This is a genomic window from Rhodovulum sp. ES.010 (assembly GCF_900142935.1).
Taxonomy (GTDB): Bacteria; Pseudomonadota; Alphaproteobacteria; order Rhodobacterales; family Rhodobacteraceae; genus Rhodovulum.
This window is the reverse complement of the sequence record NZ_FSRS01000001.1, coordinates 1064463-1077014: the sequence shown is the minus strand read 5'-3', so window position 1 is coordinate 1077014 and position 12552 is coordinate 1064463. Positions and strand designations below refer to the sequence as shown.

At 67.0% G+C, this 12552-nt stretch carries 15 protein-coding genes and 1 other RNA gene; 6 read left to right on the top strand and 10 right to left on the bottom strand.

All coding sequences use genetic code 11. The annotated features are described in order from the left end of the window. Positions 1 to 40: 40 nt before the first annotated feature. From BUR28_RS05390 to ssrA, 5 genes are all read right to left on the bottom strand, one after another. Positions 41 to 643, bottom strand: coding sequence for a hypothetical protein (locus tag BUR28_RS05390; RefSeq protein WP_074219187.1), 603 nt, complete (start codon positions 641 to 643; stop codon positions 41 to 43). Positions 644 to 667: 24 nt separating this feature from the next. Next, entirely contained in the window at positions 668 to 1147 is a 480-nt protein-coding gene (locus BUR28_RS05385; protein ID WP_074219186.1) for an SspB family protein, read from the bottom strand. A 63-nt stretch (positions 1148 to 1210) separates the two neighbouring features. Next, on the bottom strand, positions 1211 to 2473 hold the full coding sequence (gene chrA, locus BUR28_RS05380; protein WP_074219185.1) for a chromate efflux transporter: 1263 nt from the start codon (positions 2471 to 2473) through the stop codon (positions 1211 to 1213). Positions 2474 to 2535: 62 nt separating this feature from the next. Continuing rightward, positions 2536 to 2961: a nuclear transport factor 2 family protein gene (locus tag BUR28_RS05375; protein WP_074219184.1), complete on the bottom strand. Its 426-nt coding sequence runs from the start codon at positions 2959 to 2961 to the stop codon at positions 2536 to 2538. Between the two features lie 109 nt (positions 2962 to 3070). Beyond that, positions 3071 to 3423, bottom strand: a transfer-messenger RNA (tmRNA) gene (ssrA, locus tag BUR28_RS05370). A 148-nt stretch (positions 3424 to 3571) separates the two neighbouring features. On the opposite strand from ssrA, the gene BUR28_RS05365 reads away from it, so the two are divergent. Both BUR28_RS05365 and BUR28_RS05360 read left to right on the top strand, forming a co-directional pair. Continuing rightward, complete coding sequence (locus BUR28_RS05365; protein ID WP_074219183.1) at positions 3572 to 4072, top strand: CBU_0592 family membrane protein; 501 nt, start codon at positions 3572 to 3574, stop codon at positions 4070 to 4072. Beyond that, a complete protein-coding gene (locus BUR28_RS05360) occupies positions 4060 to 4299 on the top strand; it encodes a hypothetical protein (RefSeq protein ID WP_074219182.1) in 240 nt (79 codons plus the stop codon). Before BUR28_RS05365 ends, BUR28_RS05360 begins: the two co-directional genes overlap by 13 nt. Position 4300: 1 nt before the next feature. Here BUR28_RS05360 and BUR28_RS19925 read toward each other — a convergent pair whose 3' ends face one another. From BUR28_RS19925 to BUR28_RS05345, 4 genes are all read right to left on the bottom strand, one after another. Beyond that, positions 4301 to 4471, bottom strand: a complete 171-nt coding sequence (locus BUR28_RS19925; protein ID WP_175566904.1) for a hypothetical protein — start codon at positions 4469 to 4471, stop codon at positions 4301 to 4303. Beyond that, the gene (locus BUR28_RS05355) at positions 4468 to 5592 is read right to left on the bottom strand and encodes a YeeE/YedE thiosulfate transporter family protein (RefSeq protein ID WP_074219181.1); all 1125 of its coding nucleotides are present in this window, start codon (positions 5590 to 5592) and stop codon (positions 4468 to 4470) included. The genes BUR28_RS19925 and BUR28_RS05355 overlap by 4 nt, the downstream gene beginning before the upstream one ends. A gap of 18 nt (positions 5593 to 5610) precedes the next feature. Further along, positions 5611 to 6573 (bottom strand): sulfurtransferase, encoded by a 963-nt coding sequence (locus tag BUR28_RS05350; protein ID WP_074219180.1) that lies wholly within the window; start codon positions 6571 to 6573, stop codon positions 5611 to 5613. Between the two features lie 278 nt (positions 6574 to 6851). Continuing rightward, positions 6852 to 7892, bottom strand: a complete 1041-nt coding sequence (locus tag BUR28_RS05345) for an extracellular solute-binding protein (RefSeq protein WP_074219179.1) — start codon at positions 7890 to 7892, stop codon at positions 6852 to 6854. Positions 7893 to 8029: 137 nt separating this feature from the next. Between BUR28_RS05345 and BUR28_RS05340 the strand changes: the two genes are divergently transcribed. Both BUR28_RS05340 and BUR28_RS05335 read left to right on the top strand, forming a co-directional pair. Then, complete coding sequence (locus tag BUR28_RS05340) at positions 8030 to 8551, top strand: DinB family protein (protein ID WP_254813691.1); 522 nt, start codon at positions 8030 to 8032, stop codon at positions 8549 to 8551. A gap of 17 nt (positions 8552 to 8568) precedes the next feature. Next, a complete protein-coding gene (locus BUR28_RS05335; protein WP_074219178.1) occupies positions 8569 to 9561 on the top strand; it encodes an MDR family oxidoreductase in 993 nt (330 codons plus the stop codon). Positions 9562 to 9607: 46 nt separating this feature from the next. Here BUR28_RS05335 and BUR28_RS05330 read toward each other — a convergent pair whose 3' ends face one another. Then, a complete protein-coding gene (locus tag BUR28_RS05330) occupies positions 9608 to 10069 on the bottom strand; it encodes a cytochrome c (protein ID WP_254813690.1) in 462 nt (153 codons plus the stop codon). Between the two features lie 264 nt (positions 10070 to 10333). Here BUR28_RS05330 and BUR28_RS05325 point away from each other — a divergent pair, with 264 nt between their 5' ends. Both BUR28_RS05325 and BUR28_RS05320 read left to right on the top strand, forming a co-directional pair. Next, positions 10334 to 10759 (top strand): universal stress protein, encoded by a 426-nt coding sequence (locus BUR28_RS05325; protein ID WP_074219176.1) that lies wholly within the window; start codon positions 10334 to 10336, stop codon positions 10757 to 10759. 48 nt (positions 10760 to 10807) lie between these two features. Further along, positions 10808 to 12448, top strand: a complete 1641-nt coding sequence (locus BUR28_RS05320; protein ID WP_074219175.1) for a BCCT family transporter — start codon at positions 10808 to 10810, stop codon at positions 12446 to 12448. Positions 12449 to 12552: the final 104 nt, after the last annotated feature.

Genomic DNA, 12552 nt, shown 5'->3' with positions numbered 1-12552 from the left:
CCGGGTCTTAACGGCTTGGACGGAAAGATCAATCGCGTGGTCACGCCCGCGGCGGGCGGCGGATCGCGGCATTCCGGCAGAGCGGGTGGAAGGCCGCGACCTCGCGGATCGCGCGCTCCATCGCCGCGGCGTCGCGCCCATGGAAATAGAGCACGCCCCGATCGGGCAGCATCCGCAACCCCTGGTAGCGTCCGGCCGCGCCCATCAGCGGCGCGATCTCGTCTACCAGGTCCTGTACGTGGAACCGGCGGTAGACCTCCTCGGGCAGCCCGTGGGCGAGGATGTCGAGCGCAACGACCTCCATCCGGCCGAACCGACGCAGCTCGGTGCCGTCGGATGCCCACAACGAGGATCCTTTCGGCGCGCCGGCCTGCTCGAGCGTGTGCACGAGGCGGTCAAGCATCCGCTCCGTCACTTCGCGTAACCGCACCTCGATCTCGATGAAAAGCGCCTCGCCGCGCTCGTTCGCCATGCTGCCGCCGCCGACGATATCTCCGTCGGTGCCGAGCGCCGCGGCCATCGGAACCTCGTAGGTCGTACGTCGTTCGGCGGGGCCGAGATGGGCCGCGAGACGGGCGATCACCGTGACGCCGGCGGGCGGGTCGGGCTGTCGTTCCTTCTGTTTTCTGAGAAACCCGAACATCCGCGTCGCTGCGCGGCGTTGCGGTTATTTTCTGAACTTGTCGAGGCTGACCACCTCGGCCTCGCCGGACGTCTGTGCCTCCGCGTCCTCGTCGGCCTCGGGGCGATGCTGGTTTTCGGCGCTCTCGTTTTCGTCGTCGTCCGCTTGGCTCTCCTGCGTCTCAAAACGCAGCCCGAACTCCACCGAGGGATCGACGAAGGTGCGGATCGCGTCGAACGGAATATACAACGGCTCGGGGCTGTCGCCGAAGTTGAGCGTCACCGCGAACCCGTCCTCGTCCACTTCGAGATTGTCGAACCAGTGCTGCAGGACGACGGTCATTTCGTCGGGATAGCGGTCGCGCAGCCAGTCGGCGATGTCGACATCTTCCGCGTTGGTGTCGAAGGTGATGAAGAAATGGTGTTCGCCGGGCAGACCTTCTGCGGCGACCTTGGACAGAACCTGCCGGATCAGCCCGCGCATCGCGGCATGCATGAGGTTGCCATAGTCGATCCTGTCGGCCATCGCGCATATGCCCCTAGGTTGAATTGGCTCCAGCATAGGGGATTCGAAGAACAGGGGAAGGGGCTAGAGGAAAAATGCCCCCGACCCAAGCGCGGCGCCCGCCCCCGCCATCAGTGCCAGCACGCCCGGCAGCGGCCAGCGCAGCCCCAGCAGCATCAGTGCCGCCAGTGCGGTGAGTAGCGCCGCGCGCGGCTTGAAGCTTGCCCAGACGGGCGCGATCGTGTCGATCGGGCCAGCGCGCAGCGCCCCCACTTCGGCGAAGAGGACGTGGGCCGCAAACCACAGAGAGAGGTTGAGGATCACGCCGACCACGGCCGCGGTAATGGCCTCGAGCGCGGCAGAGAGCCGGGGAAAGTCCGCGAGCCGATCGACATAGGGCGCGCCGGCGAAGATCCACAAGAAGCAGGGCACGAAGGTCACCCACAGCGTGACGGCGCCCGCAGCGAAGGCCAGGCCCCATCCGCTGGCGCCGTATCCCGCGAGAAAGCCCACGAATTGCGTCACGAGGATCAGCGGACCCGGCGTCGTTTCGGCGAGGCCGAGGGCGTCGATCATCTGCTCGGGCGATAGCCAGCCCTTGTCGGTCACGACCTCCTGCGCCATCCAGGCCAGTACCGCATAGGCGCCGCCGAAGGTGAGCGCGGCCAGTTTGGAGAAGAAGGTGGCGAGTTGGGCGAGCAGGCCGCCGCCGACCGCTGCGAGCAGAGCCACCGGCCCGAGCCAGAGCGCCCCCCACAGGGCGATGGTGCGGCCCGTCCTTGGGGGCGCGACGTCCGCGGTGCGGGGCAAAGGCGTGCCGGTTGCCGCAGCATAGCCCCAGCCGGCGGCAAGTGCGATGATCAGGGGAAAGGGCAGGGCGAACAGGAAGATCGCGAGAAAGGACAGCCCCGCGATGCCCCAGCGCGCAGGGGTCTTCAGCGCCTTGTTGCCGAGCCGCGCCAGCGCCTGGAGCACGATCACCACGACTGTGGCCTTGATGCCGAGAAACAGGGCCTGCGCGAGCGGTACCGCGCCGAAGGCGGCATAGGCGGCGGCCAGCGCAAAGATGATGGCCGCGCCGGGCAGTACGAACAGTGTGCCCGCGATCAGCCCGCCCGCGACGCCGCGCAGCTGCCAGCCCGCGAAGGTCGCCAGTTGCATCGCCTCGGGTCCAGGCAATAGCATGCAGAAGCTGAGCGCGCGCAGGAAGCCGCCCTCGTCGAGCCAGCCGCGCGTCTCGACAAGTTCCCGGTGCATCAGGGCGATCTGCGCGGCCGGCCCGCCGAAGGACAGAATGCCGATGCGGCCGAAAACGCGGAACAGGTCTGAGAGGGGGGGCGCTGGCATGCCCCCGTCATAGCCAAAGCTCCGTGACAAGGCGATGACGTTGACGCCGGGCGCGCGGGCCCTCAGCCGATCTTCTGACCGCTCATCCCGATCGCCACGCTGTCTTCGGGCAAAAGGCCCAGTTGTGCGAAGAACCCGATGAACTCGAAGCTGTTATACGCTTCGACGATCTTGTCGCCCTCGTAGCGGGCCATGAGTTGGCCGGTCACGCGCAGCGGCTTGCCGTCGGAGGGCCGCACCGCCTCGCATTCGATCAGGGCGGCCAGCCAGTCGCCGTCCTCGACCGCCTTCACGATGTGCAGGCGCGGGGTATCGACGAGATGGACCAGGGCCATCGCAAAGGCGGCGATGTCCTCGGCGCCCACCTGCATGTCGGCCATCAGGCCCGCCGCGCGGCTTTCCTTGGTAAAGAGTTCTCCGACAGCGTCCACGTCGCCGTCGATGTAGACCCTGCGATACCAGTCTTCGAGTTGTAAGACGCGATCCATGAAAACTCCCGTTCTGCGCCTGGCCGGTTATGCACGGAGAGAGTTGGGAAATGTTGAACGAGAGACATTTCGGCCGCAAGGAACTCTGGCCGAACTGAATTTCGATGAAGATGCAGGCTTCTGTTGCCAGGTGCCTGCGAACCCCGCCAGCCCTTGCTAGAGGAACTGGGCTTGAGTTTTCGGTCTGGTTACCGCTTAGGCGGCAACGGCGACCGGAGCACGGTTGTCATTGGCAACTATCATGCTTGGACCGATAACGGTGGTACCTCACCGGGCGAAGGCTAACCCCTTTAGACGTCCGTCGATCCTGTTTCGGCCCCATGATCCCGCCAATGAGGGAGTTTTGGTGGAGCCGCCGGGTACCGCCCCCGGGTCCGATCCGCTTATTACGGGCGCGTTTATCGCCATAGTCCCTTGCGAGACCGTAAGAAGGTAAGCCCGCCATGCCAGCGGTTCAAGAGGAATCGCGCTGGTCCGCCTCGCGCCATGGGGGGATTCCCGACCTGTGCGGGCCGCGCATCGGGTTTACTCTGCGGCAGGTTCTGGGGTGTGCCGGCCCGGGTCGGCAGGTTCGACGTTTTCCACCGTAACCCTCCATCGGATGCGGCCGATGCTTCTGGAGTTCGACGATCTTCGAGACATCGTGGGCCCGGCGGGCGTATTGCTCTATCTCGGGTCGTATTTCGCGCTGCAGTCGGGGCTGCTGCGCGGGCATAGCTACAGCTATCCGGCGCTAAACATGGTGGCCGCCGGTTGCGTTCTGTTCGACCTCCAGAGCCAGTTCAACCTGTCTGCGGCGCTGATCCAGGTCAGCTGGATCGCGATAAGCGTGTTCGGGCTGGTGCGGCTCTGCCTTTTGCGCACCGGCTGCCGCTTCAGCGTTGAAGAGCGGCGGCTGCTCGAAACCCAGTTTCCGGGACTCGAAGCGCATCGGGCGCGCCGGTTTCTCGACGCCGGGCACTGGGAGGAGCGGGCGGCGGGGGCGGTATTGCTGCGGGCCGGAGCGCGGGCCCGGAACCTCGTGTACGTTTCCGACGGGCAGGTGATGAATGCGATCGGGGGGGGTATCGGCTGCATGTCTACGGGCCGAAGGTTTTTGTGGGCGAACTGATCTGCCTGTCGGGGCGGTCCGCGACGGCGGATTGGCAGCTCGTGACGGAGGCGCGCTGCTTTTGCGTTCCGGCGGAGCGACTGCGCGCCCTCGCGGCGGCCGACAACGAGTTGCGCCGCGCGCTTGAAACGGGGTTCGCGCGTGACGCGTACGAGAAGATGCGCGTGACCGAAGCGGTCCTGCGGCGTCACACCCTTGTGGCCGAGGCGCAGATGTGGGTGCCGTGAGTCAGTTCGTCGGCAGCGAGGCGCAATGCGCCCCGCTGGTGGCCTGGCCCGAGCCCAGCGCCATCAGCGGCGGGGCCGAGAACGGGTCGAGCGGGGCCGAGGTGGCGAGGTCGAAGACCAGCACTCCGGCCACCGCGAGCAACAGGACCGCGACAACGGGCAGCCGGGTCATCGCTGCGCCTCCAGACCGAGCAGGGGTCTGAGCTTGATGCCGTACCACGATCCGGTGAACGCGGCCGCGAACCAGGCCCAGCCATGGAGGCTTCCGGTCGAGACGCCGCTGAAGAACGCGCCGATATTGCAGCCGAAGGCCAGCCGCGAGGAATAGCCCAGCAGGAACCCCGCGACGATCACCGCTATCCAGGCGTGGACAGGGTGGCCCTTGACCTTCGCGGTCAGCCCGTCGCGCCACCAGGCGGCGAGCGCCGCGCCGGCGATCAGGCCGATATCGGTCAGCGAGGTGACATCGGTCAGCAGGCTCTGTTCCAGCCGTTCGACATTGCCGGGCGCCGACCAGAAGGGCGATGCTGAGAGATCTGCGCCCAGCGCTGTCGTCCCCTTGGCGACCCACAGGCCAAGCCCGTAGACCACGCCCCAGGGCTGGCCCGCGACGGTGAGGTGCACGATGGCGAGACCCGCGACTACCAGCGCGGCCGCCCAGAGCCGGCCGGGCAGCATCCGCTTGCCCGGTTCGGCAACGGCCAGCGCGATGCCGGCGACGGCGGCCAGCGCCACCAGCGTCAGCGCCAGCCCTTCGACGCCCGAGAGCACGGCGATCGGCAGGCTGCCCAGGTCGGTCCACCAGGTCAGGTGATAGGCGCCGGCGAAGCTGCCGATGCAGAAGAACGGTAGCGCCACGGCGCTGACCACGTTGCCAGAACCCGCATTCACCAGCGTTCCCGAGCCGCAGCCCAGCACGATCTGCATGCACATCCCGAATATGAAGGCGCCGCCGATCATCGCGTAGCCAACCGGCGCATGCGCGCCGATGAGCTCGGTCGGATTGGCGGCGAGCAGCGGGAAGGCGATCAGGGCCACCAGCCCGATGCAGATCATCTGCGCGACGATCCCCGTGGCGTCACGGAACAGGATCAAACGGCGCCACGGCCCGGTAAAGCCGAAACGCAGCCCCTCCAGCGCGATGCCGAAGCCGAGCCCGATCAGCAACAGTGCCCCATAGCGCGGACCGGCCAGCGCGGCGACGGCGAGCGCGGCGACGAGGGCTGCCAGGACCGCCAATGCGCGGCCCCTCAGGCGCGGCGCGGATCGCGCCTCCAGGGTTGTGTCGGTCATGTCCTCCTCGATGCTTGCTCAGTACTTGCCCGTGACCCGGTTCCAGAGGTTGCGCAGCGGTCCCGGCACGTTGGCCATCTCGTTGCCGGCGGTCGACCAGCCGACCATGGATTCGGGGTAAAGCCGCACCCCGTCGATACCGGCCAGTTCGCTCAACGCGAACCAGTTGGTGGCTGCCCAGTGGCCGGTATTGCAGAACGACACCAGCTCGTCGCCTTTTTCGAAGCCGTTTTCGGCCGTCAGCCGCTCGACGAGGCCGGGCTCGATGAAGGCCGGCCGGTCAGACCCGAACCAACCCGAGTGGGTGAAGTAGCGCGATTGCGGCAGCGTGCCCGGGCGCGCTGCCGCGCCGTGCTTCGCGTTACCCTCCCAGAAGGCCTGCGGCCGCGCGTCGAGCAACGCGCCGGACTGGTCGCCCGCGACGATGGCCTCGACGTCGGCGGTGGTGGCCATCCATTCGTCGGAGAAGCTGACCGTCACGTCGCTGGGCTCGGGCGTCACCGGGCCAGTCTCAACGGGCAATTCCGCCGCTTCCCAGGCGTTCATGCCGCCGTTGAGGATGGCAAGCGGGCTCACCCCGCTGGATTTCAGCGTCCAGTAAACCCGCGCGGCCGAGCCGAAATCGGTCTGGTCACGGCCCTGGTGGACGATCACGGTGGGCCGGTCGAGCGTCACGCCGACCGAGCGCAGAACCTCGGTGATCTGGTCCTCGGTCACGAGCTGGCCGGGGTTCTCCTTGGGGCCGCGAAACAGGTTGTAGGGTGCATGCACCGCGCCCGGGATATGGCCGGCCTCGAAATGGGTTTCCTCCGTGTCCTCGACCTTGCCAGGGCGGATGTCGAGGATCAGCGGATCGAGGCTCTCCTGCGCCTCGGCAAGCGCCGGGGCGTCGATCAGCGGGCCGAAAGTGGCCTCCTGCGCCACGGCGGGCCCGGCAAGAAGCGCCAGGCAGACGGCCATAGGGGGAAAAAATCTGTTCATGTCGGTCACCTCTCGTTGTCGGGCCGAACCTGTGGCGTGGCGACGCGCGGCGCAATACCGCAGCGCGCGACTCATCCTAACGCGAATCCCCGAGAAAATCGTCTGTTCTCTGCCTCGCTCGCGCGGCCAATCGCTTTTTCGCCGCAGCGTATGGCCGCAGGGAACATGTTGTCGTGGGCGGTGAGAAAAAAGGACCCCGACGTGACATTACGGCCGCAATCGGCGTCTGCGCGTCCCGGAACGTGCGCCGCCCCAACGTGGGGCGGCGGGACGTGCGATCAGAAGCCGGCCTTGATTTTCTCGAACTCGGCGGACTGGCGCTCGCGCAACGCGCCGGGCATCGGCAACTGCGCCAGCACCGGCGCGTCGATCGGGCCCAGACCCACCTCGGTCAGCGCCTCGTCGCCCAACTCCGCCATCGCGGCGGCGTTGGCATGGCCGTAGCCGGCCTCTAGCAGCGGCATGGTCGAGGAGGGGTGCAGCAGCGCGTTCATGAAATCGTAGGCCTTGTCCTCGGCCCCTTCGCCGTCCTTGAGGTTCACGTAGCCGCACAGCCAGAGCGACGAGCCCTCCTCGGGTTCGCGCTGGAAGCCGATGGGAAAGCCTTCCTCGGTCATGGTCGGCAGGGTCTCGTTCCAGGCCCAGGCGATTAGCACCTCGCCGGTGGCCAGAAGCTGCGCCAGTTCCGCCGGGTCGACCCAGTAGGTGCGCAGGTTGGGGTGCACCTCGCGCAGCCAGTCGGACGCGGCCTGGAACTGGTCGTCGGTCACGTCCGACCAGTCGGTCGTGCCGGTGGCGAGATAGGCCAGCGCATAGGCATCGTCGACATTGTCGGGAAGCGTCACGCGGCCAGCGTAATCGGCGTTCGTGAACACGTCGAGGGTGGAGACATCCGCCTCCGGCACTTCCTCGGTGTTGTAGGCGATCGCCGTCGAGCCGAAATCGGAGGGAACAAAATAGACCTCTTCGCCGGTCTCGGCGACGTCGGTGCCCTTGAGGTCGGCGTTCAGGTCGCCCCACGCGTCGATCCGGCTGATGTCCCAAGACTCGACGATACCCGACTCGACCCATTTCGTCACCGAGCCCGCGCAAACATGGCTGACATCGGCCTTGAAGCCCGAGCGGAGTTTCTGAAAGGCTTCTTCCTCGTCACCGAAGAAAGTGAAGCTCGGCGGCTGTCCGTGCTTGGCGGCATATTCGCTGTGGAACGCCGGATCCTCGAAGCCGGAATAGTCGAAGACAAGCAGATCAGGATCGGCGGCCCAGGCGGCGCCGGCGAAGAGGGTAGCGGTTCCGAACAGAGCGAAGCGCAGGGTCATGTCAGTCAAGGGTCCTCGGGTGGGAGTTTCTCGCTCAACGCTAGCGATGCGCCGGCGCCCGCTCAAGGGAAATGCGGGCGGGACTCGCAACCGGCGCACGGGTCTGTCACAACGGCGGCAAACGGTGGAGGACGGCCATGGGCGACTCTCTGGTGACGGCCGAGTGGTGCCGGGTAATGGCGCGCTACAATCGCTGGCAGAACCGCGCGGCGATCGAGGCGGCGGGGGCCTTGCCCTTGGAGGCGCGCACCGCCGATCGTGGCGCGTTCTGGGGCTCGATCCACGGCACGCTCGCGCATCTGCTCTGGGCCGATCACATGTGGATGTCGCGGCTCGATGGCTGGGAGGCGCCGAACGTGGTGCTTGGCGACAGTTCGGGGTTTGTTGCCGACTGGGCCGATCTCCGGTCGAAACGCCAGATCACCGACGCACGGATCAGCCGCTGGGTGCAGGGGCTTTCGGGGGCTGACCTGCGGGGCGATCTAAGCTGGCGGTCCTCGTCTACGGGGCGCGAACTGAACATGCCGCGCGCGCTGTGCGTCGTGCACATGTTCAACCACCAGACCCATCACCGCGGCCAGGTCCACGCGATGCTGACCGCAGCCGGGACCGATCCGGGGCCCACCGATCTGTTGATGATGCCCGACCTCGTCGGGTGATGCGAGGGAGCGAGAAGATGTTCAACGCGCTGGTTGTCGAAAAGGACGAAGACGGAAAGACCCATGCGGGCGTGCAGGAGGTCGACGAGGGCCGCTTGCCGCAGGGAGAGGTGACGGTCGGGGTCGAGTACTCGACCCTGAACTACAAGGACGGGCTCTGCATCGGACCGGGCGGCGGGCTGGTGAAGAGTTACCCCCATGTTCCGGGGATCGATTTCGCCGGCACGGTCGAGGAAAGCGCCGACGTGCGTTACAAGCCTGGCGACAAGGTTATCCTGACCGGGTGGCGCGTGGGCGAGGCGCGCTGGGGTGGCTATGCCCAGAAGGCACGGGTCGCCGCCGACTGGCTGGTCCCGCTGCCCGAGGGGCTGACCACGCGCCAGGCTATGGCGGTCGGCACGGCCGGGTTCACCGCGATGCTGGCGATCATGGATCTAGAGGATCACGGACTGGCGCCGGGGCAGGGCGGGGTGCTGGTGACCGGCGCCGCGGGCGGCGTCGGCTCCGTGGCCGTCGCGGTGCTGGACAAACTCGGCTACGAGGTCGCCGCAGTAACCGGCCGGCCCGAGACCGAGCCCTACCTGCGCGAGCTCGGCGCGTCGCGGATCGTGCCCCGGGACGAGCTGACCGAGGTCACGAAGAAGCCCCTTGAAAGCGAGGTCTGGGCGGGCTGCGTCGACGCGGTGGCGGGCGCGATGCTGGGGCGCGTCCTAAAGCAGATGAAGTATCGCAGCTCCGTGGCCGCGGTGGGTCTCGCCGGCGGGGCCGTTATCGAGGGCGCGCTGATCACGCCCTTCATCCTGCGGGGCGTCAACCTGCTGGGGATCGACAGCGTGCTGCGTCCCTACGAGGATCGCGTGCGCGCCTGGGACCGCCTCACGCGCGACCTTCCGATCGAGAAGCTCGAAGCGATGATCCGCCCGGCGACGCTGGTCGATCTGCCTGATCTCGGGGCCGCGATCCTGAAGGGGCAGGTGCAGGGGCGGGTCGTGGTGGACGTGAACGCCTGACCTCGCACGCGGCTCGGCGGGGCCGCATGGCACCGTCGGCGTCCCGTCACCGCTGGATCGATTCCAGGTAGTAGACCAATGCGAGGGTCCGGCCGAGACCGGCCAGTTCCGCATCGACGGCTGTCGCATCCGGCCCGGCCCGGTCCTGCGCTGCCGCCAGGAACCTGTCGCCCCAGACCGGCATTTCGCCGCCATGGGCGCGCAAGGTCTCGCGCCCGTCGATCAGCAGGAGCGTGTTGCCGACCGGGAAGGTGCCGCCCATCCGTTCGCTGATCCGGGTCAGGTCGGGCGTCTCGATCTCCAGCATCGCGGCGATCGGGCCATCCCACTTGCCGCTGTCTTCGTGGCATCCGGCGCAGGCCAGCATGTATTCCTGCTTTCCGGCCTCGATCGCGGCGGCCCGCGCCGCCATGTCGGACGATTGGGCCGGGGCGACGGCGGGGGCGAGGCACAGGCAAAGCCCCGCCAGGGTCAGATGGGTCCGTATGATCTCTCTCCCTAGCTCCATTCCATGTCGGAGGCGGGGATTTTGCGGCATCGACGCGTGCAGATCATTGTCGACCGTCAACACGTGTGCGTTCGCGAACCGGGCCACATGGGCGGCCGCGGGGTTGCGCGGTTGTGCGGCGGGGCATTCCCCGATACGCTCGCCATGGGGGAACGGCGCGAACACTTTCTGAGAATTCCCCGCAAGAACCAGTACGCGCGTCCGGAACGGGCGGTGGCGGCGCGTCGTCGTCGCGAACCGGGCGCCCCAACAGGGGAGAGCGACGTGTTCAAACACATCCTGGCTCCGGTCGACCTGTGCCATGTCGACCGACTTTCACGGGCGCTCGAGGTCACGGCGGACCTCGCGCGCCATTATGACATCCCGGCGACCTATGTCGCCGTAACGACGCCGCAGCCATCGAAGGTGGCGCACAGTCCCGAGGAGTTCGCCCGCAAGCTCGCGGATTTCGCGGCGGAACAGGGGCAGAAATACGGGCATGACGCGCGCTCCAAGAGCGTGGTCAGCCACGACCCTGCGGTCGACCTCGACCATGCACTGCGCGAGGCGCGGCAGGAACTCGAGGCCGATCTCGTGGTGATGGGCTCACACATGCCGAACCTAGGCGACTATCTCTGGCCGTCCCACGGCGGCAAGCTCGCGCTTCACACCCACTCCTCGATCATGCTGGTGCGCGAGCACGAGGACTGATCGCCCGGCCCGGGCCCGTCCCGGGCGCAAGCGGAGGGACCAAGACCAATGACAGACGAAACCACCCAACCGGGGATCCCCGCGCCCGAAGGGCCCGCGGACCTCATCGAGACCGATTACGAGATCGGTCAGGACAATATCGAAGGGAGCCTCGGCCCCTTCGGATTCGACATCCACAACCCCGTCTTCATGATCTCGGGGCTGACCATCGTCGCCTTTGTGTTCTACGCGCTGGCGCTGCCCGGCCAGGCGGCCGACATCTTCGGCTGGCTGAGGCCGTTCCTGACGTCGACCTTCGACTGGTTCTTCATGGGCGCGGCGAACCTGTTCGTGCTGTTTTGCCTCGCGCTGATCGTGCTGCCAGTGGGCGGCGTCCGGCTCGGTGGGCGCGACGCCCGGCCCGACTACAGTTACGCAGGCTGGTTCGCGATGCTGTTCGCGGCCGGCATGGGCATCGGGCTGATGTTCTTCGGCGTGCTTGAACCGGTCTACCACATGGCGGTTTCGGCACCGCTGGGCGTGCCCTCGCCCTTTAACGAGGACGGGCAACTGATCGCCGAAAACGTCGCGGCCGCGCGCGAAATGGGCCTGGCGGCCACCATCTATCACTGGGGACTGCATCCTTGGGCGATCTACGCGGTGGTGGCTCTGGCGCTGGCGCTCTTCACCTATAACAAAGGTCTGCCGCTGACGATCCGTTCGGCCTTCTATCCGATCCTGGGCGAGCGTGTCTGGGGCTGGTGGGGCCACATCATCGACACGATCGCGGTTTTCGCCACGCTGTTCGGCCTGGCCACCTCGCTGGGCTTCGGGGCGCAGCAGGCGAATGCCGGTCTGAGCCACGTCTTCGGGATTCCCGAAAACGTTACCGTGCAGGTCATCCTGATCACCGCGATCACTGCGGTGGCGCTGGTTTCGGTCCTGCGCGGCCTTGATGGCGGCGTCAAGGTGCTGTCGGAGATCAACATGACCGTGGCCGCGCTGTTGCTGCTGTTCGTGCTCCTGGTCGGTCCGACGCTGGTGATCTTCACCGACTTCGCCGCGGGCCTCGTGGCCTATGGCAAGGACTTGCCGGCGCTGTCCAACCCGTTCGGGCGTGAAGATACCGGCTACATGCACGGCTGGACGACGTTCTACTGGGCCTGGTGGATCTCGTGGTCGCCCTTCGTCGGCATGTTTATCGCGCGCGTCAGCCGCGGCCGCACGGTGCGCGAGTTCATCATCTGCGTGCTGTTGATCCCGAGCCTCGTCTGCGTGCTGTGGATGGCGGTCTTCGGCGGAACCGCGATCGAGCAGGTGCTGAGCAACCCGGATGCAAGCACGGTCAAGGCGCAGGTGATCGACGCCTACAACCCGCCGATGTCGCTCTTCGCGATGCTCGAGGGGCTGCCGCTGGCCGCGATCACCTCTGTCATCGCGATCGTGCTGGTGATCGTGTTCTTCGTGACCTCGTCGGACTCCGGCTCGCTGGTCATCGATACGATCACCGCGGGCGGCAAGATCGACGCGCCGGTGCCGCAGCGGGTGTTCTGGTGCACCTTCGAGGGGGCGGTGGCCATCGTGCTGCTGATTGGCGGCGGGCTTTCGGCTCTGCAGGCGATGGTGATCTCGACGGGTCTGCCGTTCACCATCGTGCTACTGCTCATGTGCTGGGCGATCTACATGGGGCTCCGGTCAGAAGAGCGCTGAGCCCGGCGCGGCACGAAGCGGGGCGCGATAGCGCGATTGCCTTGCCTTTCAAGGCTTTGCAATCGGATCGCGCCCCGTCTAAAGAGGGATCGCTACTCGCAGAT

Coding starts and splice junctions, on each gene's coding strand:
- BUR28_RS05390 (WP_074219187.1), bottom strand. CDS start 643: ATGTTCGGGTTTCTCAGAAAACAGAAGGAACGACAGCCCGACCCGCCC.
- BUR28_RS05385 (WP_074219186.1), bottom strand. CDS start 1,147: ATGGCCGACAGGATCGACTATGGCAACCTCATGCATGCCGCGATGCGC.
- chrA (WP_074219185.1), bottom strand. CDS start 2,473: ATGCCAGCGCCCCCCCTCTCAGACCTGTTCCGCGTTTTCGGCCGCATC.
- BUR28_RS05375 (WP_074219184.1), bottom strand. CDS start 2,961: ATGGATCGCGTCTTACAACTCGAAGACTGGTATCGCAGGGTCTACATC.
- BUR28_RS05365 (WP_074219183.1), top strand. CDS start 3,572: ATGCTTCTGGAGTTCGACGATCTTCGAGACATCGTGGGCCCGGCGGGC.
- BUR28_RS19925 (WP_175566904.1), bottom strand. CDS start 4,471: ATGACCCGGCTGCCCGTTGTCGCGGTCCTGTTGCTCGCGGTGGCCGGA.
- BUR28_RS05355 (WP_074219181.1), bottom strand. CDS start 5,592: ATGACCGACACAACCCTGGAGGCGCGATCCGCGCCGCGCCTGAGGGGC.
- BUR28_RS05350 (WP_074219180.1), bottom strand. CDS start 6,573: ATGAACAGATTTTTTCCCCCTATGGCCGTCTGCCTGGCGCTTCTTGCC.
- BUR28_RS05345 (WP_074219179.1), bottom strand. CDS start 7,892: ATGACCCTGCGCTTCGCTCTGTTCGGAACCGCTACCCTCTTCGCCGGC.
- BUR28_RS05340 (WP_254813691.1), top strand. CDS start 8,030: ATGGGCGACTCTCTGGTGACGGCCGAGTGGTGCCGGGTAATGGCGCGC.
- BUR28_RS05335 (WP_074219178.1), top strand. CDS start 8,569: ATGTTCAACGCGCTGGTTGTCGAAAAGGACGAAGACGGAAAGACCCAT.
- BUR28_RS05330 (WP_254813690.1), bottom strand. CDS start 10,069: ATGGAGCTAGGGAGAGAGATCATACGGACCCATCTGACCCTGGCGGGG.
- BUR28_RS05320 (WP_074219175.1), top strand. CDS start 10,808: ATGACAGACGAAACCACCCAACCGGGGATCCCCGCGCCCGAAGGGCCC.